The organism is Streptomyces sp. NPDC085866 (assembly GCF_044541035.1).
Taxonomy (GTDB): Bacteria; Actinomycetota; Actinomycetes; order Streptomycetales; family Streptomycetaceae; genus Streptomyces.
Genome location: NZ_JBITSQ010000014.1, coordinates 128,324 through 148,674, shown reverse-complemented (window position 1 = coordinate 148,674; position 20,351 = coordinate 128,324). Strand labels below are relative to the sequence as shown.

At 71.7% G+C, this 20,351-nt stretch carries 17 protein-coding genes and 1 pseudogene; 11 read left to right on the top strand and 7 right to left on the bottom strand.

What is annotated here, in order from left to right; all coding sequences use genetic code 11:
* Nucleotides 1-18: 18 nt before the first annotated feature.
* From pheS to ACIF83_RS32545, 5 genes are all read left to right on the top strand, one after another.
* Entirely contained in the window at nt 19-1,140 is a 1,122-nt protein-coding gene (gene pheS / locus ACIF83_RS32565; protein WP_393476009.1) for a phenylalanine--tRNA ligase subunit alpha, read from the top strand.
* On the top strand, nt 1,140-3,653 hold the full coding sequence (gene pheT / locus ACIF83_RS32560; RefSeq protein WP_399732300.1) for a phenylalanine--tRNA ligase subunit beta: 2,514 nt from the start codon (nt 1,140-1,142) through the stop codon (nt 3,651-3,653). The genes pheS and pheT overlap by 1 nt, the downstream gene beginning before the upstream one ends.
* A 275-nt stretch (nt 3,654-3,928) precedes the next feature.
* Entirely contained in the window at nt 3,929-4,972 is a 1,044-nt protein-coding gene (locus tag ACIF83_RS32555; RefSeq protein WP_399732296.1) for a PP2C family protein-serine/threonine phosphatase, read from the top strand.
* A gap of 166 nt (nt 4,973-5,138) precedes the next feature.
* A complete protein-coding gene (locus ACIF83_RS32550) occupies nt 5,139-6,479 on the top strand; it encodes a transcriptional regulator (RefSeq protein WP_399732294.1) in 1,341 nt (446 codons plus the stop codon).
* An 82-nt stretch (nt 6,480-6,561) separates the two neighbouring features.
* Nucleotides 6,562-7,098 carry an NUDIX hydrolase gene (locus ACIF83_RS32545; RefSeq protein ID WP_393475997.1) on the top strand — a complete coding sequence of 179 codons (537 nt, stop codon included), beginning with the start codon at nt 6,562-6,564 and terminating at the stop codon, nt 7,096-7,098.
* On the opposite strand, the gene ACIF83_RS32540 is transcribed toward ACIF83_RS32545, so the two are convergent.
* Both ACIF83_RS32540 and ACIF83_RS32535 read right to left on the bottom strand, forming a co-directional pair.
* Complete coding sequence (locus tag ACIF83_RS32540; RefSeq protein WP_145881316.1) at nt 7,095-7,352, bottom strand: hypothetical protein; 258 nt, start codon at nt 7,350-7,352, stop codon at nt 7,095-7,097. The genes ACIF83_RS32545 and ACIF83_RS32540 overlap by 4 nt on opposite strands.
* Before the next feature lie 193 nt (nt 7,353-7,545).
* Nucleotides 7,546-8,421 carry a 3-hydroxybutyryl-CoA dehydrogenase gene (locus tag ACIF83_RS32535; RefSeq protein ID WP_393475993.1) on the bottom strand — a complete coding sequence of 292 codons (876 nt, stop codon included), beginning with the start codon at nt 8,419-8,421 and terminating at the stop codon, nt 7,546-7,548.
* A 167-nt stretch (nt 8,422-8,588) separates the two neighbouring features.
* On the opposite strand from ACIF83_RS32535, the gene ACIF83_RS32530 reads away from it, so the two are divergent.
* Nucleotides 8,589-9,833 carry a glycoside hydrolase family 10 protein gene (locus tag ACIF83_RS32530; protein ID WP_399732290.1) on the top strand — a complete coding sequence of 415 codons (1,245 nt, stop codon included), beginning with the start codon at nt 8,589-8,591 and terminating at the stop codon, nt 9,831-9,833.
* Nucleotide 9,834: 1 nt separating this feature from the next.
* Here ACIF83_RS32530 and ACIF83_RS32525 read toward each other — a convergent pair whose 3' ends face one another.
* Both ACIF83_RS32525 and ACIF83_RS32520 read right to left on the bottom strand, forming a co-directional pair.
* A complete protein-coding gene (locus tag ACIF83_RS32525; protein ID WP_393475987.1) occupies nt 9,835-10,032 on the bottom strand; it encodes a DUF1918 domain-containing protein in 198 nt (65 codons plus the stop codon).
* Nucleotides 10,033-10,048: 16 nt separating this feature from the next.
* Nucleotides 10,049-10,964: pseudogene (locus ACIF83_RS32520) on the bottom strand (DMT family transporter).
* On the opposite strand from ACIF83_RS32520, the gene ACIF83_RS32515 reads away from it, so the two are divergent.
* The 3 genes from ACIF83_RS32515 (at nt 10,963) to ACIF83_RS32505 (ending at nt 13,616) form a co-directional block, all read left to right on the top strand.
* On the top strand, nt 10,963-12,426 hold the full coding sequence (locus ACIF83_RS32515) for a PLP-dependent aminotransferase family protein (RefSeq protein ID WP_399732287.1): 1,464 nt from the start codon (nt 10,963-10,965) through the stop codon (nt 12,424-12,426). The pseudogene ACIF83_RS32520 and the gene ACIF83_RS32515 overlap by 2 nt on opposite strands.
* Nucleotides 12,427-12,511: 85 nt before the next feature.
* A complete protein-coding gene (locus ACIF83_RS32510) occupies nt 12,512-12,949 on the top strand; it encodes a GNAT family N-acetyltransferase (protein WP_393475978.1) in 438 nt (145 codons plus the stop codon).
* Between the two features lie 73 nt (nt 12,950-13,022).
* A complete protein-coding gene (locus tag ACIF83_RS32505) occupies nt 13,023-13,616 on the top strand; it encodes a histidine phosphatase family protein (RefSeq protein WP_393475975.1) in 594 nt (197 codons plus the stop codon).
* Here ACIF83_RS32505 and ACIF83_RS32500 read toward each other — a convergent pair.
* The gene (locus tag ACIF83_RS32500; RefSeq protein ID WP_399732420.1) at nt 13,598-14,041 is read right to left on the bottom strand and encodes a DUF6314 family protein; all 444 of its coding nucleotides are present in this window, start codon (nt 14,039-14,041) and stop codon (nt 13,598-13,600) included. The genes ACIF83_RS32505 and ACIF83_RS32500 overlap by 19 nt on opposite strands.
* 114 nt (nt 14,042-14,155) lie before the next feature.
* Here ACIF83_RS32500 and ACIF83_RS32495 point away from each other — a divergent pair, with 114 nt between their 5' ends.
* Nucleotides 14,156-16,642: an alpha-L-arabinofuranosidase C-terminal domain-containing protein gene (locus ACIF83_RS32495; protein ID WP_399732283.1), complete on the top strand. Its 2,487-nt coding sequence runs from the start codon at nt 14,156-14,158 to the stop codon at nt 16,640-16,642.
* Here ACIF83_RS32495 and ACIF83_RS32490 read toward each other — a convergent pair.
* Both ACIF83_RS32490 and ACIF83_RS32485 read right to left on the bottom strand, forming a co-directional pair.
* Complete coding sequence (locus tag ACIF83_RS32490) at nt 16,629-17,069, bottom strand: carboxymuconolactone decarboxylase family protein (protein WP_393475968.1); 441 nt, start codon at nt 17,067-17,069, stop codon at nt 16,629-16,631. The two genes, ACIF83_RS32495 and ACIF83_RS32490, sit on opposite strands and share 14 nt — an antisense overlap.
* Nucleotides 17,066-17,491, bottom strand: coding sequence for a MerR family transcriptional regulator (locus tag ACIF83_RS32485; RefSeq protein WP_399732279.1), 426 nt, complete (start codon nt 17,489-17,491; stop codon nt 17,066-17,068). The genes ACIF83_RS32490 and ACIF83_RS32485 overlap by 4 nt, the downstream gene beginning before the upstream one ends.
* Nucleotides 17,492-17,762: 271 nt before the next feature.
* Here ACIF83_RS32485 and ACIF83_RS32480 point away from each other — a divergent pair, with 271 nt between their 5' ends.
* Nucleotides 17,763-20,330 (top strand): YfhO family protein, encoded by a 2,568-nt coding sequence (locus tag ACIF83_RS32480; protein ID WP_399732277.1) that lies wholly within the window; start codon nt 17,763-17,765, stop codon nt 20,328-20,330.
* The last annotated feature ends 21 nt before the right edge of the window (nt 20,331-20,351 follow it).

Here is a 20,351-nt window from a genome sequence, read left to right as displayed (position 1 = left end):
TCGGAAGCACGGGAAGAGATGTCCGCACCCAATAAGTCGTACGACCCTGTCGAGGTCGAGGCGTTGAAACCGGAAGAGATCGAGCGGATGCGGGACGAGGCGCTCGCCGCCTTCGCCGCCGCGGACTCCCTCGACGCGCTCCACGAGGCCAAGGTCGCCCACACCGGCCCCGCCTCCCCGCTGGCCCTCGCCAACCGCGAGATCGGCGCCCTGCCCCCGCACGCCAAGGCCGAGGCCGGCAAGCGCGTCGGCATGGCCCGCGGCGCCGTGAACAAGGCCCTCGCCGCCCGCCAGGGCGAGCTGGAGGCCGAGCGCGACGCCCGCGTGCTGGTCGAGGAGGACGTGGACGTCACGCTCCCCCACGACCGCGTCCCGGCCGGCGCCCGGCACCCGCTGACCACGCTGTCCGAGCGCATCGAGGACGTCTTCGTGGCCATGGGCTACGAGGTCGCCGAGGGCCCGCAGGTCGAGGCCGAGTGGTTCAACTTCGACGCCCTCAACATCGGCCCGGACCACCCGGCCCGCGGCGAGGCCGACACCTTCTTCGTGGAGGGCCCGGACGGCACCGCCGAGTCCGGTGTCGTGCTGCGCACCCACACCTCGCCCGTCCAGATCCGCTCCCTGCTCGACCGCGAGCTGCCGGTGTACGTGATCTGCCCCGGCCGCGTGTACCGCACCGACGAGCTGGACGCCACGCACACCCCGGTCTTCCACCAGGTCGAGCTGCTCGCCGTGGACGAGGGCCTGACCATGTCCGACCTCAAGGGCACCCTGGACCATATGGTCCAGGCGCTGTTCGGTGAGGGCATGAAGACCCGGCTGCGGCCGAACTTCTTCCCGTTCACCGAGCCGTCCGCCGAGATGGACATGCTCTGCTACGTCTGCAAGGGCGAGTCCGTCGGCAACCCCGACCGGCCCTGCCGCACCTGCTCCAGCGAGGGCTGGATCGAGCTGGGCGGCTGCGGCATGGTCAACCCCAAGGTGCTGGCCGCCTGCGGCGTCGACCCGGAGAAGTACAGCGGTTTCGCGTTCGGGTTCGGCATCGAGCGGATGCTGATGTTCCGCCACAACGTCGAAGACATGCGAGACATGGTCGAGGGTGACGTCCGGTTCACCCGGCCGTTCGGGATGGAGATCTGATGCGGGTCCCGCTTTCTTGGCTGCGGGAGTACGTCGACCTGCCGGCGACGGAGACCGGCCGCGACGTCCAGGCCAAGCTCATTTCCGCAGGTCTTGAGGTCGAGACCGTCGAGCACCTCGGCGCCGACCTCAAGGGCCCGCTGGCCGTGGGCCAGGTGCTGACCATCGAGGAGCTGGAGGGCTTCAAGAAGCCGATCCGCTTCTGCACCGTCGACGTCGGCCAGGCCAACGGCACCGGCGAGCCCCAGGAGATCGTCTGCGGCGCCCGCAACTTCGCCGTCGGCGACAAGGTCGTCGTGGTCCTCCCCGGCGCCACGCTGCCGGGCGGCTTCTCGATCTCCGCCCGCAAGACCTACGGCAAGACGTCCCACGGCATGATCTGCTCCACCGAGGAGCTGGGCATGGGCGACGACGGCGGCCACGGCATCATCGTGCTGCCGCCGGAGACCGAGGTCGGCAAGGACGCCATCGAGCTGCTGGAGCTGGTCGACGAGGTCCTCGACATCGCCGTCACCGCCAACCGCGGCGACTGCCTGTCCATCCGCGGTGTCGCCCGCGAGACCGCCATCGCCTACGGCCTTCCGCTGCGCGACCCGGCGCTGCTCGACGTGCCCGGCCCGAACGCGTTCGGCTACCCGGTGCAGGTCTCCGACCCGGCCGGCTGCGACCGCTTCACCGCCCGCACCGTCACCGGTCTGAGCCCCGAGGCACGCTCCCCGATCTGGCTGCAGCGCCGGCTGCAGAAGGTCGGCATGCGCCCGATCTCGCTCGCCGTCGACGTCACGAACTACGTGATGATGGAGCTGGGCCAGCCGCTGCACGCCTACGACCGGGGGCTGGTCCAGGGCACGATCGGCGTGCGCCGGGCCGAGGAGGGCGAGAAGCTCCTCACCCTCGACGGCGTGGAGCGCAAGCTGCACGCCGAGGACCTCGTCATCATCGACGAGCGCGGCCCGATCGGCCTCGCCGGTGTCATGGGCGGCGCCAACACGGAGATCGCCGACCACGACGACCTCGAGAACGCCACGTCCGACGTGGTCATCGAGGCGGCCCACTTCGACGCCGTCTCCATCGCGCGTACGGCCCGCCGCCACAAGCTGTCCTCGGAGGCCTCCCGCCGCTTCGAGCGGGGCGTCGACCCGCAGGCCGCCGCGGCCGCCGCGCAGCGGACCGTGGACCTGCTGGTGCTGCTCGCGGGTGGTACGGCCGAGGCCGGTGTCACCGAGGTCATCGCGCCCTCCGCCCCGCACACGATCACCGTTCCGGCGAACCACCCGGACAAGGTCGCGGGCGTGGAGTACGGCCGCGAGACCGTCGTCCGCCGCCTGCAGGAGATCGGCTGCGACGTCTACGGGCAGGACGAGCTGATCGTCACCGTCCCGTCCTGGCGGCCCGACCTCCTCGAGTCGAACGACCTGGCCGAAGAGGTCATCCGGCTGGAGGGCTACGAGAACCTGCCCTCCACGCTGCCCAAGCTCCCCTCGGGCCGCGGCCTGACCCACCGCCAGCGGCTGCACCGCCGGGTCGGCCGCGCGCTGGCCGGCGCGGGCTACGTCGAGGCGCCGAACTACCCGTTCGTCGGCGAGCAGGTCTTCGACCAGCTCGGCCTGGAGGCCGACGACCCGGCCCGCCGCGTCGTGAAGCTGGTCAATCCGCTCAACGACGAGGAGCCCGCGCTCCGTACGACCCTGCTGCCGGGCCTGCTGGGTGCCCTGCGGCGCAACCACGGCCGGGGCTCGCACGACCTGGCGCTCTTCGAGACGGGCCTGGTCTTCCAGCCCCGCGAGGAGCGGCGTGTCGCCGGGCACCTGCCCGTGGACCGGCGTCCCACCGGGGAGGAGATCGCGGAGCTGAACGCCGCGCTGCCCGACCAGCCGCGGCACGTGGCCGTCGTCCTCGCCGGCGCTCGCGAGCAGGCCGGCTGGTGGGGCGGTGGTCGTCCGGCCGGCTGGGCGGACGCGGTCGAGGCGGCGCGCGCTGTCGCGCGTGAGGCCGGTGCGGAACTGGTCGTGCGCAAGGGGCAGTACGGTCCCTGGCACCCCGGCCGCTGCGCCGAGCTGGTCGTCGTAGCCGACGGCACGGAGCAGGTCGTGGGCCACGCCGGTGAGCTGCACCCGCGGGTCACCAAGGCGCTGAGCCTGCCCGAGCGCACCTGCGCGATGGAGCTGGACCTGGACGGGCTGGAGGCGGTGGGCGACGGCGTTCCGCAGGCCCCGTCCATCTCGTCGTTCCCGGTCGCCACGCAGGATGTCGCCCTGGTGGTCGACAAGCCGGTGCCGGCCGCGGAGGTCGAGGCGGCGCTGCGTTCCGGTGCGGGTGAGCTGCTCGAGTCCATTCGGCTGTTCGATGTGTACGAGAACGCGGAGCAGCTGGGTGAGGGGAAGAAGTCTCTCGCCTATGCGCTGCGGTTCCGTGCGGGGGATCGGACGCTGACTGTGGACGAGGCGTCTGCTGCTCGGGATGCGGCTGTTGCCCTTGCGGGCGAGCGGACCGGGGCTGTGCTTCGGGGCTGATCGCCGTCGGGAGTTCTGTCGTCGGCCGGCTGCGGGTTCGTCGTGGCCGGCCGCGCCCACGCGGCGGAGCCGCATAGTGAACACAGCCCCGCGCCCCTGGGGAGTTGACCCCGCTGTCAGCTGCATAAATGCGGGTTGGCCTGGGAGTTCTCACTCGTTCGGGTGGGAATCGGCGGGGATCTGGCCCTGCCGAGCCATGCCTCTCGACAGAATCGGACCGGCCTTTCGGGGTCGGTCCGTCTGCTCTGTCAGGGCCCACATGGGGGACCAGAGGCATGATCCGCATCAAGGCACGGCCACCCACCGCGCGGGGAGCGGTACTGCCCACGGTCTGGGGAACCGTGGCGGTCACGTACAAGTTCGGCTGCCCGCTCGCGCAGCAGGACGGGCTCGGCGCACGCATCGTCACCAGCGCCGTGTTCTTCGCCGTCGGCACCGGACTGATATTCCATGTCCGCCATGCCCTGCTGCGCGAACTGAGGCAGGTCCGCCGGGTCGCCGGCGCCGCCCAGAGCGTGCTGCTACGGCCTCTGCCGCCCCGCCTCGACGGGCTGAACATGGCGGCGGCCCAGCTGTCCGCCGACCGCGGCGCGGCCATCGGCGGTGATCTGTACGAGGCCGTCGCCACCGAGTACGGAGTCCGCGTGGTCATGGGCGACGTACGCGGTCATGGACTCGCCGCTCTCGGGACCGTCGCCGCCGTCCTCGGCAGCTTCCGTGAGGCCGCCCATGACGAGGCCGAACTCGGCCATGTGCTGCGGCGGTTGGAGCGGGCGCACGCCCGTCATCTGCGTGAGCGGTCCCGTGCCGACCACCCGGCGAACGGGCAGGACCCGGGTCCGCCGGTCGCCGAGGAGTTCGTCACCGTCCTGCTCCTGGAGATCGCCCGGGACGGTGAGGTGCGCGCCCTCAACTGCGGTCACCCGTGGCCGTACCTGCTCAGCGGCACCCGGGTGGAGCCCCTCACGGGCGCCGACCCGCTCCCGCCCCTGGGCCCCTTCCCGCTCCCCGCCGAGTTGGAGGCGGCCTCGTGCGGCCGTCTGCTCCCGGGCGAGTCCCTGGTCCTCTTCACGGACGGAGCGGAGGACGCCAGAGACGCCCGCGGCCGGTTCTTCTCGCTGCCGACAGTGCTGCGAGAGGTCGTGAGCGATCAACCGGTGACGCCCCAGACGGTCCTGCGCACGGTCTTCACGGCCCTCCTGCACCACACGGCCGGCAGACCCGCGGACGATGTGGCGGTACTGGTCCTACGGAACGACCGAAGGACGTTCGAGCTGTCCCGACAAGGCACCGCCAGAGGCCAAGCCGCCGCTTTCTGAGGGGGAGCCGGCGGCTTGGCCGGCCTCTTGCGAGGACTCTCAGTCAACCCGCAGAACACGCTCCGCGACAGCGTGCACACACTGCGGATGCGCGCACTCCGTTCACACCCCGTGTGAAAGCGGACGCACTACGCTGACTGGCACCAGGCCACCCGGGGGGCAACCCATGCAGCCCAACGCTCTGCTCGACGCGATCCTGGACGAGGCGGGGATCTCACACGCCGGTCTCGCCGCCCACGTCAACCAGGCGGGCCGGCGACGGGGCCTCGCGCTCCGGTACGAACACACCGCTGTGGCACGGTGGTTGAAGGGCCAGCGGCCGCGCGGCCAGGTGCCCGACCTGATCTGTGAGGTGCTCGCCGGGCGGCTGCACCGGCCGGTCACCCTGGACGACATCGGCCTCGGGGTCCCCGGCGAGCCGAGCACCCCGCACACCGGGTCGCTCTCCGGCTTCGTGGAGCGTGCCACCGCCCTGTGGCGCTCCGACGAACAGCAGCGCCCCCATGTGCTGGGCGCTCCCGCGGTGACCGGCACCCCGGCGGTCATGCCGGTGTGGGAGTGGGAGAACCCGCCCGAGGACGTGGACGTCTCCCGGGGCGGCCGGCACCGGGTCACCGCGGCCGACATCGAGATGCTGCGGGCCGCCCGCACCCACTACGAGCAGATGTACCGCAAGGCCGGCGGCATGGCGACCCGCACCCGCATCGTCGGGTTCCTCAACGCCGAGGCGGCTCCGCTGCTGCGCGGCAGCTACACCGACGCCACCGGCCGGCAACTGCACCGGGCCACCGGCGGGTTGGTGGCGATCGCGGGCATCTGCGCGTACGACTCCGACGCGCACGGTCTCGCCCAGCGCTACTTCCATCAGGCGCTCAGGCTGGCAAAGGCCAGCGGGGACCGGGGACTTGGCGCGTACGTGATCGCGCTGCTCGTCAACCAGGCCCTGTTCATGAAGGAGTACCGGCAGGCCGTCGCCTTCGCCGAGGCCGCGCTGCGCGCCGCCGGCAAGCACATCACCCCGGCGCTCGCCTCCGACCTGTACGCGATGCAGGCCAAGGCGTACGCCCACCTCGGCGACAGCAGCAGCGCCCTGTCCTGCATCCGCCGGGCCGAGACGGCCGCCGACCGCATCCGGCGCGGGTACGAGCCCGACGAGACCGGCTATGTCCAGCCCGGCCTGGTCAACGTCCAGGTGGCCGAGGCGCTGCTCAGCCTCGGTGAACTCGCCGCCGCGCGGGAGCACGCGGCGGCCGCGGTCGACAACCCCGCGCACGACCGGGGCCGGGTGCACCGGCTCGCCATGCTCAGCACGATCGAGCTGCGTCAGGGCAACGCCGACAAGGCGGTGGTCACCGCTGTGCAGATGGCCGAGCAGGCCCGCGGGATGGAGTCCCAGCGGCTGCGCGACAGACTCCGCGCGGTACGCGAGCACTTGGTGAACTGCGGCTCGGCCGGAACCACCGAGGCCGCCGAACTCATCGACGGCGCACTGCGCGTACCGCTGTAGCCCCCGGGCCGGGGTCTGCGCTGTAGGCCTGGAGAGTCCCTGCTGCGATATTGCCACTTACTCGTCGGAAGGTGGCAGAACCGTGCAGTGGACGAAACAGAACGAACAAACTGTGTATGAAAACCGCTGGTTCAGCGTCAACCTCGCAGATGTCGAGCTGCCGGACGGCCGGCACCTCGACCACTTCCTGATCCGGCTGCGGCCGGTCGCCGTCGCCACGGTGGTCAACGAGGCCAACGAAGTCCTGCTCCTGTGGCGCCACCGGTTCATCACCGACAGCTGGGGCTGGGAACTGGCCGCGGGTGTGGTGGAGGACGGTGAGGACATCGCGAGCGCGGCCGCCAGGGAACTGGAGGAGGAGACCGGCTGGCGGCCGGGGCCCCTGCACCACCTGATGAGCGTGGAGCCGTCCAACGGCCTCACCGACGCCCGGCACCACATCTACTGGTCCGACCGGGGCGAGTACGTCGGCCACCCCGTGGACGACTTCGAGTCGGACCGCCGGGAATGGGTCCCCCTCAAAGTCGTCCCCGACCTGATCGCCCGAGGGGAGGTCCCGGCCGCCAACATGGCGGCCGCGTTACTCCTGCTGCATCACATGAGGCTCGCGGACGGTTAGTGGGCCAGTGTCTGCCAGACCGTCACGACCAGCGCTCCCAGAGCCGTGAGCGCGGCGACCGAGGGCAGCGGCCAGCGTGCGTGTTCCAGCGAACTCATGCGTGTGTGCAGCTCGTCCAGTTCCTTGGCGGTCTCCTCGGTGCGATGACTGAGCAGGGCGAGTCCTCCCTCGACTCGGGCGTACGCCACGTCGAGGCGGCGCCGTAACTCTGCGAGTTCTCCATGGACCACGGGATGCTCCGGATCGGCGGTCACGGGTCCACTCCTTTCCGTAGTCGAATCTGGTTGTTCCGCATCCCTTGCATGCGCATGAGGAGTCAACTCGCCTGGTGGGCGCGTGGGGAGCGTGTGCGAAGGGCATATGCGTGCCCGGCGTACACACGGTGTGCGAAACAGATGGGCCCGGCACCGAAATTGGTGCCGGGCCCACAGGTGTAGCGGACGGTAATCAGCCGTAGGTGTAGAAGCCCGAGCCGGTCTTCCGGCCGAGCCGGCCCGCCTCGACCATGCGCTGGAGCAGCGGGGGAGCGGCGTACAGCGGCTCCTTGTACTCGGCGTACATCGAGTTGGCGATGGACACGATGGTGTCCAGACCGATCAGGTCGGACAGCTTCAGCGGGCCCATCGGGTGGGCGCAGCCCATCTCCATGCCGTTGTCGATGTCCTCGCGGCTCGCGATGCCGGACTCGAACATCCGGATCGCGGACAGCAGGTAGGGCACGAGCAGCGCGTTGACGACGAAGCCGGAGCGGTCCTGGGCGCGGATGGCGTGCTTGCCGAGAACCTTCTCGGCGAACAGCTGGGCGCGGCTGAGCGTGCCCTCGGAGGTGGTGAGCGCCGGGATCAGCTCGACCAGCTGCTGCACCGGGGCCGGGTTGAAGAAGTGGATGCCGACCACGTGGTCGGGGCGGGAGGTGGCGACCGCCAGCTTCACCAGCGGGATGGAGGAGGTGTTGGAGGCCAGGATCGCGTCCGCGCGGGTCAGCACCTGGTCGAGCACCTGGAAGATCTCCGTCTTCACCTGCTCGTTCTCGACGACCGCCTCGATCACCAGATCGCGGTCGGCGAACTCGCCGAGGTCGGTGGTGAAGCTGAGGCGCGCCAGCGTGGCGTCCCGCTCCTCCTCGGTGATCTTGCCGCGCTCGGCGGCCTTGGCCAGGGAGTTGTACAGCCGGGTACGGCCGATCTCCAGGGCCTCGCCGGTGGTCTCGGCGACCTTCACGTCCAGTCCCGCGCGGGCGCACACCTCGGCGATGCCCGCACCCATCTGGCCGCAGCCCACGACTCCGACGCGCGCAATGTCTCCCGATGGGAAGTCCGTCACATCGTCCCCTTCGCTGGTTTCCGGCTCTGGCAGACCTCCGGGTTCGGCGCCTGCTCCGAACGTGCACGTTACCGCCAAGTATCGATGATCGATCGTCCGGGTGGGGGCATCCTGGGGCGCGGAACGATCCGTGACGGTGCGGATCCGGAGCGTATGGGGGTGTGCGGATGGGGCGACCGACACGACGTGCGTTCGCGTTGGCGGCGCTGTCGACGCTGGTGACGGCCCAGGGCGCGGCGGCGACGCCGGGGCGGCCGGACCCGCGCCGGCCGTGGCCGCGCGCGGCCACCGAGATGCGGGGCGTGTGGCTGGCGACCGTGTCCAACCGCGACTGGCCCTCGAAGACCGGCCTCACGGCCGACGCGCAGCGCGCGGAGCTGATCGCCCACCTGGACCGGGCGGTCCGCGACCGGCTCAACACGGTGATCCTCCAGGTCCGGCCCACGGCGGACGCCCTGTGGCCCTCGCCGTACGAGCCGTGGTCCCAGTACCTCACCGGCACCCAGGGCCGGGACCCGGGCTGGGACCCGCTGGGTACGGCCGTGCGGGAGGCGCACGCCCGCGGCCTGGAACTGCACGCCTGGTTCAACCCGTACCGGGTCGCCAATCACACCGACCCGACCCGGCTGGCCGCCTCGCATCCGGCCCGCAGGCACCCGGACTGGGTAGTGCCCTACGGCGGGAAGCTCTACTACAACCCGGGCCTGCCCGAGGTCCGTGCCTTCGTGGAGCAGGCCATGCTCGACGCGGTCGTCAGGTACCCGGTGGACGCCGTCCACTTCGACGACTACTTCTACCCGTACCCGGTCGCCGGGCAGACCTTCGACGACGACGTGGCGTACGACGAGTACGGCGGCGACTTCGACACCCGGGCCGCCTGGCGCCGCGACAACATCGACAAGCTGGTGCAGGAGACGGCCGCGGCCGTCAAGCAGGTACGGCCCGGCACCCGGTTCGGGATCAGCCCCTTCGGGGTGTGGCGCAACGCCACGACCGACTCGCGCGGCTCGGACACCCGGGCGGGCGTGCAGACGTACGACGACCTGCACGCCGACACCCGCAAATGGGTGCGCAACCACTGGATCGACTACATCGTCCCGCAGCTCTACTGGCACATCGGTTTCGCCGCCGCCGACTACGCGACGCTCGTCGACTGGTGGGCGAAGGTGGCCGAGGGCACCAGGACGCGGCTCTACATCGGCGAGGCGCTGTACAAGGCGGGTGCCGCCGGGCAGCCCTCGGAGTGGCAGGACCCGGTCGAGCTGTCCCGGCACCTCACGCTCGGCGCCGGGTACCCGCAGGTGCGCGGGCACGTGTTCTTCGCCGCCAAGGACGTGGCGGCGGATCCGGTCGGAGCGATGGCGCGGGTGGTCGCCGACCACTACGGGCAGCCGGCGAAGCCACCGCGCTGAGCTACGACGGTCGGATCTCCTTGTGCCGGATCTCGGTGTCGGGGCCGGGGGAGCAGATGCCCACGTGCCCGTCCTCGAATTGGACGCGGTACGGCGGCTCGCCCTTCTGGCCCATCACTTCGACGATCTTGCCGATCTTGTCGTGTTCGCCGACCACCCTGCCGTGCTGGACAAGCTGGTCGCCGACGGTTGCGCGCATCAGGCCCTCCTCGCGGTCACGACCGTTGGGTGACGGCGATGCAGACGAGCACGGCGACGGCGGTCAGGGGAGCGGCCGCCGTAAGGTGCTCGCCCAGCAGCAGCGCCGACCACACCAGTGTGAGCAGCGGCTGGGCCAACTGCAACTGGCTGGCCTTCGGGATCCCGATGGCCGCCATTCCCCGGTACCAGACGACCAGTCCGAGGAACTGCGACACCACCGAGACCCAGAGCAGACCCGTCACCCCGTGCCAGGTGAAATGCACCGGCTCGTACGACAGCGCCAGCAGGGCGGCCGGCAGGCTCAGCGGCAGGGACAGCACCAGCGCCCAGCCGATGACCTGCCAGCCGGGCATGACCCGGGCCAGCCGCCCGCCCTCGGTGTAGCCGGCCGCGCACACCAGCAGGGCGGCGAACAGGTAGCCGTCGGCGGCGGTCAGCGAGCCGCCGCTCTGACCGACGGTGAACGCGAGCACGGCCGCCGCGCCCGCCAGCGCCGCCAGCCAGAACCGCCGCGAGGGCCGGTGGCCCGTGCGCAGCGCCGAGCAGGCGGCGGTGGTCAGCGGCAGCAGGCCCACCACGACGGCGGCGTGCGAGGTGGTCGAGGTCTGCAGCGCGAGCGTGGTCAGCAGCGGGAAGCCGAACACCACCCCGGCGGCGACGACCGCGAGGCCCGGCAGATGCCGGCGGTCGGGCAGCGGCACCCTCCCCCACCCCCAGCAGACACCCACCGGCGACCAACGCCGCGAGGACGCTGCGCACCGCCACCAGGGACCAGGGGCCGAAGCTCTCCAGACCCCAGGCGGTGGACGGGAAGGTCAGGGAGAAGGCGGTCACGCCGAGGGCGGCCATCCCGATGCCGAAGGACCGGTGCTCGCGGGGAGCGGTGACCGCTATCGTGGTCGCGGTAGTAGCGCTACTCTGTGCTCTCATGCATGAGCGTAGCAGCGTCGGCGAACTGGCAGAACAGCTGCGACGGGAGCTGGACTGCTACTCACCAGGTGGAAAGCTCCCGTCGAGCAGGGCCCTGGTCGAGCGGTTCCGGGTGAGCCCGGTGACCGTCTCCCGGGCCCTGGCCCAGCTGGCCGCCGAGGGGCTGGTGGTGACCCGGCCCGGCGCCGGCGCCTTCCGTGCGCGGCCGCACGCGGTCGCCGAGCCCGCCGGGGACACCTCCTGGCAGGAGGTCGCGCTGAGCGCCGACGGCATGACCGATCTCGTCCCGCGCACGGTGGATGCCTCCGGGGTCACCGTCTCGCTCACCACCCCGCCCCCGGGCGTACTGGAGTTCAACGGCGGCTATCCGCACCCCTCGCTGCAGCCCGAGCGAGCCATGGCCGCGGCCCTCGCCCGGGCCGGGCGGCGGCCCGGCGCCTGGGGGAGACCGCCGCTGGAGGGGCTGCCCGAACTGCGCGAGTGGTTCGCGCGCGGCATCGGCGGGGCGGTCACCGCGGCCGAGGTGCTGATCGCCGCGGGCGGCCAGGCCGCGCTGGCCACGGCCCTCAGGGCGCTGGCCCCGCCCGGCGCCCCGGTCCTCGTGGAGTCGCCCACCTACCCGGGCATGCTGGCCCTCGCCCGCGCGGCCGGACTGCGCCCGGTCCCGGTGCCGGTCGACCCCGACGGTGTACGCCCCGACCTCCTCGCCGACGCCTTCCGGGCCACCGGCGCCCGGGTCTTCGTCTGCCAGCCCCTGTTCCAGAACCCGACCGGCGCGGTCCTGGCCCCCGACCGGCGCGCCGAGGTGCTGCGCATCGCCCGCGCCGCGGGCGCGTTCGTCATCGAGGACGACTTCGTACGGCGCCTCGTGCACGCGGACTCCGGCCCGCTGCCCCGCACGCTGGCCGCCGACGACCCCGACGGTGTGGTCGTCCACGTCGGCTCACTGACCAAGGCGACCTCGCCCAGCTTCCGGGTGGCCGCGCTGGCCGCGCGCGGGCCCGTGCTGGAACGCCTGCGCGCGATCCAGGTCGTGGACAGCTTCTTCGTCCCCAGGCCGCTCCAGGAGGCGGCACTGGAACTCGTCGGTTCCCCGGCCTGGCCCCGCCATCTGCGGGCTCTGTCGGCCGAGCTGAAGACCCGTCGCGCCACCATGACGACCGAGCTGGCCCTCCACCTCCCCGAACTCGCCCTGCCCCACATTCCCTCCGGCGGCTACCACCTCTGGCTCCGTCTGCCCGACGGCGCCGGCGGCACCTCCCAGGCTTTCGGCTCCGGGGGAGAGTCCGCCCTGACCGCGGCCGCTCTCCGCGCGGGCGTCGCCCTCACTCCCGGCCGCCCCTACTTCAGCGCCGAACCCCCCGCGGCCCACCTCCGGCTGAGCTTCGCGGCGGTGGCGGGGGCGGGGGAGATCAGGGAGGGGATCCGGCGGCTGCGGGTGGCGTGCGACGAGGTGCTCTGAGGCAGGGTGTTCTCAGGCGGGAAGAGGGTCGTACCACCGGGCAAAACGATTCGACGCCGGCCGTCCGTCCTGTGAGGATCCCCGCATGAGCGACGCACCCGATCTTCCCGACGGCTACGAGTTCTCCGCCGACACCGCCCGTGTGGACGTCGACCGTGTCCACGGCTGGCTGTCGACCGACGCGTACTGGGCGATCGACCGCCCGCGGGAGAAGCAGGAGCGCGCGATGGCGTCCTCGATCAACTTCGGTGTGTACGCGACGGCCACCGGCGAGCAGGTGGCGTACGCGCGCGTGGTGACCGACCAGGCCCTGTTCGCCTGGCTCGCCGACGTGTACGTCGACCCTTCGGTGCGCGGCAAGGGAGTCGGCACGGCGTTCGTCGGCCGGATCCGGGACCACCTGCGGCCCTTCGGCCTGCGGCGCATCCTGCTGGCCACGGAGGACGCCCAGGGGGTGTACGAGAAGGTGGGCTTCCGGCCGCTCGACCGCCCCGGCCAGTGGATGATCCACCCCTTCGAGTAAACGCGCGCACACCCCGGGTAACTCACAGGTAACGGCCCTTGACCTGCGCACACCCGAGGCTCACCATCACCGCATGCCACTTCGGGTCACGTTTGTCGCCGCCGCGCGCAGTTCCCCGCTGCTCGCGGAGCGCTTCGAGGACGACCGGCCGCTGGACCAGGCCGGCTGGGAAGAGGTGCAGCGCATGGCCTGGGACCTGCTGCCGCTGCGGGCCGCCGACCTGCGTTACTGCTCCCCGACCCCGCGCAGTCGTGCCACCGGCGACGCCCTGGGATACGCCCCGCTGGTCCAGCTCGCGCTGCGCGACTGCGACATGGGCCGCTGGCGCGGGCTGACGCTGGGCGAGGCGATGGCCCGTGAACCGGACGCCGTGGATGCCTGGCTCGCCGATCCGCGCTCCACCCCGCACGGCGGGGAGTCGCTGCTGGGCTTCATCTCCCGGGTCGCCGCCTGGCTCGACACGCGCCCGGTGGGCGACGGCGGCCGGATCGTCGCCGTCGCCGAGCCCTCGGTGATCCGCGCCGCCCTGGTGTACGCCCTGAAGGCGCCGCCCGCGACGTACTGGAACATCGACGTGCGCCCGCTGTCCACGTCCACGGTGACGGGCCACTCGGGCCGCTGGAACCTCCGCCTGGACGGCGGGTCCACTCAGCCCTCGCGTACGTAGTCGGTGGTCAGCACCAGATCCTTCGCCGGTCCGCCGACCCGCCACACCGAGCGCCAGTGGTCGGCGTCCGTGACCGTGAACTCGCCCCGGTAGAGGTCGGCCGCACAGGGGTGGCCGGCGATGCACCGTCCCGAGGTCAGGTCCAGGTCGTGGAAGGGCCGGCCGTCCGCGAAACGGACGTCGGCCGTGCCGGGCGAGGCCCCGGGCAGGAAGCGCAGGGTGCGGGTCGCGGGCCGTGCCACACCCTGCCAGGTGAAGGTCCCCGACTCCTCGTGCAGCAGCCCGCCGCCGTCGAGCGGGCTGAAGACGGTGACTCCCTCGAAGCGCCCTTCGTCCCCGCTCGCCAGATCGCGCACGGTCCGCTCCACCCGCCAGCGTCCGGCCAGGTGGGCCAGGACGTCGGCCACGGGCCAGAACCCGCCCATCATCACCCCTGTCTGTCCGCCCCATTGACGTGCTCATACCCCTTCCCTATCTTGCCGTTCGAAGTGCTGACCACTGTCTGATATTTCGAACGAACTCAGAGCCGCGGAGTATCCATGTCACGCACCACCCGCACCAGGCTGGGACTCGGCCTCGCGGCAAGCGCTTTCTCGCTGGCTGCCACCGTCGTCCCGGCCCCCGCCCACGCCGCCGACGTCGCCGACTACTCGATCACCGTCGACCCCAGCGCCCGGGGCGCCGAGATCGACAGGACGATGTACGGCGTCTTCTTCGAGGACATCAACCGCGCCGCCGACGGCGGCCTGTACGCCGAACTCGTGCAGAACCGGTCCTTCGAGTACTCCACCGACGACAACAGGTCGTACACGCCCCTGACCGCGTGGACGGTGTCCGGCGCCGGGCAGGTCGTGAACGACGCTGGCCGCCTCAACGACCGCAACCGCAACTACCTGTCCCTGGGGGCCGGTTCGTCCGTCACCAACGCCGGCTACAACACCGGCGTCGCGCTGGAGGACGGCAAGAAGTACGACTTCTCGGTCTGGGCGCGCGCGGAGGCCGGCAGCACGCTCACCGTGACCCTGCAGGACGCGGGCGGCACCCTGGCGACCGTGCGGCAGATCGCCGTCCGGAAGAGCGGTTGGGCCCGCTACCGGGCCGCCTTCACCGCGACCCGCACCAGCACCACGGGCCGCCTCACCGTCGCCTCCTCGGCCGCCGCCGCGCTCGACATGGTCTCCCTCTTCCCGCGCGACACCTACCGGCACGAGCCGAACGGCCTGCGCAAGGACCTCGCCGAGAAGGTCGCCGCCCTGCACCCGGGCTTCGTCCGCTTCCCCGGCGGCTGCCTGGTCAACACCGGCTCCATGCAGGACTACAGCGAGGCCTCCGGCTGGCAGCGCAAGCGCTCCTACCAGTGGAAGGACACCGTCGGCCCGGTCGAGCAACGGGCGACCAACGCCAACTTCTGGGGCTACAACCAGTCCTACGGCCTCGGCTACTACGAGTACTTCCGCTTCGCCGAGGACATCGGCGCGATGCCCCTGCCCGTCGTCCCGGCACTGGTGACCGGCTGCGGCCAGAACAAGGCCGTCGACGACGACGCGCTGCTCGAGCGGCACATCCGGGACACCCTCGACCTCATCGAGTTCGCCAACGGCCCGGCGACCTCGAAGTGGGGCAAGGTGCGCGCCGACATGGGCCACCCGAAGCCCTTCCACCTCACCCACATCGAGGTCGGCAACGAGGAGAACCTGCCGAACGAGTTCTTCGCCCGCTTCCAGCAGTTCCGCGCGGCCGTCCAGGCCGAGTACCCGTACATGCAGGTCATCTCCAACGCGGGCCCCGACGACTCCGGCGCGACCTTCGACACGGCCTGGAAGCTCAACCGGGACGCCAAGGTCGACATGGTCGACGAGCACTACTACAACAGCCCGCAGTTGTTCCTGCAGAACAACGACCGCTACGACTCCTACGACCGCAGCGGCCCGAAGGTCTTCCTCGGCGAGTACGCCTCCCAGGGCAACGCCTTCAGGAACGGCCTCGCCGAAGCGGCCTACATGACCGGCCTGGAGCGCAACGCGGACGTCGTCGAGCTCGCCTCCTACGCCCCGCTGTTCGCCAATGAGGACTACGTCCAGTGGCAGCCGGACCTGGTGTGGTTCAACAACCACGCCTCCTGGGGCTCGGCCAACTACGAGGTCCAGAAGCTGTTCATGAACAACGTGGGCAGCCGGGTGGTGCCGTCTACCGCCAGCACCACCCCGGCCGTCAGCGGCCCCGTCACCGGCGCCGTCGGCCTGTCCACCTGGAACACCAGCGCCGCGTACGACGACGTGTCGGTCACCGCCGCCGACGGGAGCACCCTGCTCGGCGACGACTTCTCCGGTGACGCCTCGAAGTGGACCCACACCGGCACCGGCAGCTGGAGCGTCCAGGACGGCGCCTACGTCCAGACCGACGACGCCGCCGAGAACACCATGGTCCAGGCGGGCGACCCGTCCTGGCACGACTACGACCTGCATGTGAAGGCCACCAAGAAGTCCGGCAAGGAGGGCTTCCTCGTCGCCTTCGGCGTCAAGGACACCGGCAACTACTACTGGTGGAACCTGGGCGGCTGGAACAACACCCAGAGCGCGGTCGAGCAGGCCGTGGACGGCGGCAAGTCCACGCTGATCTCCAGGGCGGGCTCGGTCGAGACCGGCCGGGCCTACGACATCGACATCAAGGTGCGTGGCCGCCAGGTCACCCTGTACCTCGACGGGCAGCAGTGGGGCAGCTTCACCGACGACAGGCCGGCCGAGCCGTTCCGCCAGGTCGTCACCCGGGACGCGAGGACCGGTGAGCTGATCGTCAAGGTCGTCAACGCCCAGGCCTCCGCGGCCCGTACGGCGATCGACCTGGGTGGTGCGAAGGTCGCCTCCGAGGCCGCCGTGACCACGCTCGCCGCCGCCCCCGACGCGGTGAACACCGAGACGTCCACGACGGTCGCCCCCGAGACCTCCAGGCTCACCGGAGTGGCGGGGAAGTTCACGTACACCTTCCCGGCGAACTCCATCACCTTCCTGCGGATCAAGCAGAGGTAGCCATGGTGTCGCCCGCGGGCTGCTGTCCGAGCGGCAGCAGCCCGCGCTCGGCGAAGACCTTCTTCGCGGCGAAGGTCGCGTTCAGCGCCTTCGGCATGCCGCAGTAGACGGCGGAGTGCAGCAGCGCCTCGGTGATCTGCTCGGCCGTGAGGCCCACGTTGAGCGCCGCGTTCACGTGCACGTCCAGCTGGGCCTCGCAGCCGCCGAGCGCGGTGAGCATGCCCAGGGTGACCAGCTGACGGTCGCGCGGGGCGAGCCCGGGCCGGTCGTAGACCTCCCCGAAGGCCCACGCGACGATCTGGTGCCCCAGCTCCGGGCTGATGTCGGCGAGCGAGTCGACGACCCGCTGCCCCGCCTCGCCGTCGACCTTCTTCAGAACCTCCAGGCCGTGCGCGAAGCGCTCGTCACGCGTGGTGCTCTCGCTCATGTGAGGCCGTCCGTTCCCGGCTTCCGCTCGTGCAGCAGCCGTTGGTAGTGATCGATCTTGTCGTCCAGCGTGACCGCGTTGCGCCTGAGCTCCCGGATGCGGTCGGCCAGCTCGGCGCGGTGCTCGCGGAGCATCTCCAGCCGGTCCGCGACCGTCGCGTCCCCCTGTGCCCGCAGCCGGGCGAAGCGCTGCATGTCGGCGATCGACATGCCGGTCTCGCGCAGCCGCAGCAGGAACTCCAGCCAGGCCAGGTCGGCAGCCTGATAGCGCCGCTGGTTGCCGGTGGTCCGGCCGACCCTTTCGATCAGGCCGGCCTTTTCGTAGTAGCGCAGCGTGTCGTGCGAGAGGCCGGTGCGTTCGACCACCTGGGCGATGGTCAACGAGGGCTCCCGGTCCTGCGGGAGAGGCTGTCCGCTGGTCATGACCACAACCGTAGAACCTGGAGTGCGCTCCAGGTCAAGCGTTGCTCGGTTCACCTTGAAAACACCGTCCGGAAAGCATTTGTTTTCCTCGTCGTCATGAAATTCACACGGTGTTTCCCGTATTCGGAAGAAGTGGCCTCACTTTTCGATGAGCGCACAACCAACAGGAAACGTGTCCCGTCTAAGACGTCGAATCGACGAGGCGTACATTCCGTGGGGGAGCACCGAAAATGCATTGCATCGCGCGGCGGCACCCGGACAGGAACAGGGTGTGAAAGAGATATCCCGGCCGAGGCGGGCCGCCGCGCTGCTCGCCGCGGCCGTCACGATCACGGCGTTCTGCGTCGCCGACGCCCTTGCCCGCAGCTACCCGTTCGGCCCCCGCACCCGCAGCGTCAACGACCTGGGCAACCAGTACGTGCCCTTCCACGCCCACCTGTGGGACCTGCTGCACGGAGGGGCCGACGGCGGTCTCCTCGTCAACTGGCAGTCCGGCTACGGCTCCAGCTTCCTGCCCGACCTCGGCACCTACCTCGGCAGCCCGTTCGCGCTGCTCGTGGCTCTCTTCCCGCGGGACGAGATCGACCTCGCGGTGTACGTCGTCACCGGTCTGAAGACCGCGGCCGCCGCGGCCGCCATGGCCTGCCTGCTGCTCACCCTGCGCCCCGGCCGCTGGTGGGCGGCCGGCCTGCTCGGTGCCTCCTACGCCCTGTGCGGCTGGAGCGTCGCCGACGCCTCCTACAACCCCATGTGGCTGGACGGCCTCATCGCGCTGCCGCTGCTGTGTCTGGTCGGCGAGTGGGTCGTCGCCGGGCGCCGGCGCTGCCTGGGCGTCCTCGTCGTGGCGCTCGCCTGGACGGCCAACTTCTACACCGCCTACATGGCCACCCTCGGCGCGGCCCTGGTCCTGCTGCTCCGGCTGCTGCTGGCGGACCTGCCCCGGCGGCGGGCGTTCGCGGCGGTCGGCCGCGCCGTGGTCACCGTGGTCCTCGGCGTGGGTCTCGCCGCCCCGCTGGTGACGGTCGTCTACTTCGGCACCGAGCACGCCTACCCGGGCCGCGTCCGCCAGTTCGCCCCGGTGGCGAGCGAGGACGTGCTGGCCCGGCTGCTGCCGGCGACGTACGGCTTCGGCTCCCCGGCCGTCTACGTGGGCATCACGGCCCTGCTGCTCGCCCTCGCCCTGCCCTTCCACCGCGCGGTCCCGGTCCGGGTGCGTGCCGGCTGGACGCTCCTCGTGCTCGCGGTGACCCTGTCGCTGCAGTGGGCGCCGACCCACCTGGTCTGGCACGCCTTCGCCACCCCGCAGGGCAGCCCCTACCGCCAGGCCTTCGTGCTCTGCGGGCTGCTGGTGATCGCCGCCTGGCACGCGCTGTCGTACGGGCCGCCCGACCGGCGCGCGCTCACGGCGGCGGCCGGGCTGCTCGCCCTGATCGCCCTCGTGGCGAGCCGCAGCGACCTGGTGCGGGCCTTCGCCTGGCCGGTGCTGCTGCTCGCCACCGCCGGCGCCCTCGGCGGACTGGCCCTGCTCGCCCGCGCCGATGCGGGGCAGCGCACCCGGCTGGCCGGTCTGGCCGTCGTCCTCCTGCTCGGTACGCAGCTCGGCGAGACGGCAGCCACCTCCGCCGTGGCCACCCGACTGCGCCTCGGGCACCTGGACGACTACGCGCCCTGGGGGCAGCGGCAGCAGCGGCAGGCGAACGCCATCGCGGGGGCCGACGGCTGGCCCCGGTACCGGACCGACCCCGGACGCGAGCAGACCGTCGGCAACGACCCGATGCTGGTGGGCGGCCAGGGTGCCCAGTACTACAGCAGCCTGACCTCCGACGTCCTCAGCCGGACGCTCACCGCGCTCGGTGACGGCTGGACCTCGCGTGGCCGCAGCGTACAGAGCTTGGACAACGCCGTCACCGACGTGCTCTTCTCGGTCGGCGCCCGGGTCCATTCGCCGCCGGACCCGCACCAGAAGCACCAGCCGCAAGGCGGCGGCCGGGTGACCGTGACCCGGCGCGACGTGCCGCCGCCGGTGACCGTGCGGAACGCTCCCGACCGGGCCGCCTTCGGGCCGTCGCCGTACCGCAACCAGGAACTGCTGCTCGGCAGCCGCGTCTACACCGTGCCCCGACTCGCCGTGCACGGCGACACCGGAAAACCGGCCCGGGGAGGCCGGGTCGGGTCCGGGAGCGCCGTGACGAGCCCGACCATCACGGCCCGCTGCCCGGCCGGGACCCAGGTCTACCTGTGGGCCCCGCACTACTCGGGCACGGCACGGCAGCGCGGCGCCGGCACCACCGCCCGCTTCCACTTCGAGTACCCGCGCAACCGCGCCGCCATGGCGCCGCTCGGCCCGGCCCCGGCGTCCGGCCGGCTGCGCATCGAGCTGACCCCGGAGCGGCCCGGCCGCATCCCGGGCGGTGCGATCGGCTGCCTGGACACCGCACGCCTGCGCACCGCGGCCGCCCGTCTGAAGGCCACCGGCGCCACCGAGGTCACCGTCTCCGACGGCACCGTCCGGGCCCGACTGCCCGCGGGCAGCAAGGGGATCGCGGTCGTCGCCGCACCCCGGATCGCCGGCTGGCGGTGCGCCACCGGCGACGGTCCGGCCCGGCCGGCGGGGGAGTACCACGGGCTGATCGCCGTCCCCCTGGACGGCACCGCCGGGACCTCGACCTCGCTGACCTGCACCTTCCACCCGCCCGGCCTGCGGCTGGGCACGGCCGTCGGGGGCGCTTCGCTGCTCACGCTCGCGCTGCTCGGCACCCTCGCCGCCGTGCGCCGCAGACGCGCCCCGGCACCGTCCACGACCACACCACCGCGCGAGCGCGTGACCACCGCCCTCTGACCGCGCCCCTGGGGGGAACGC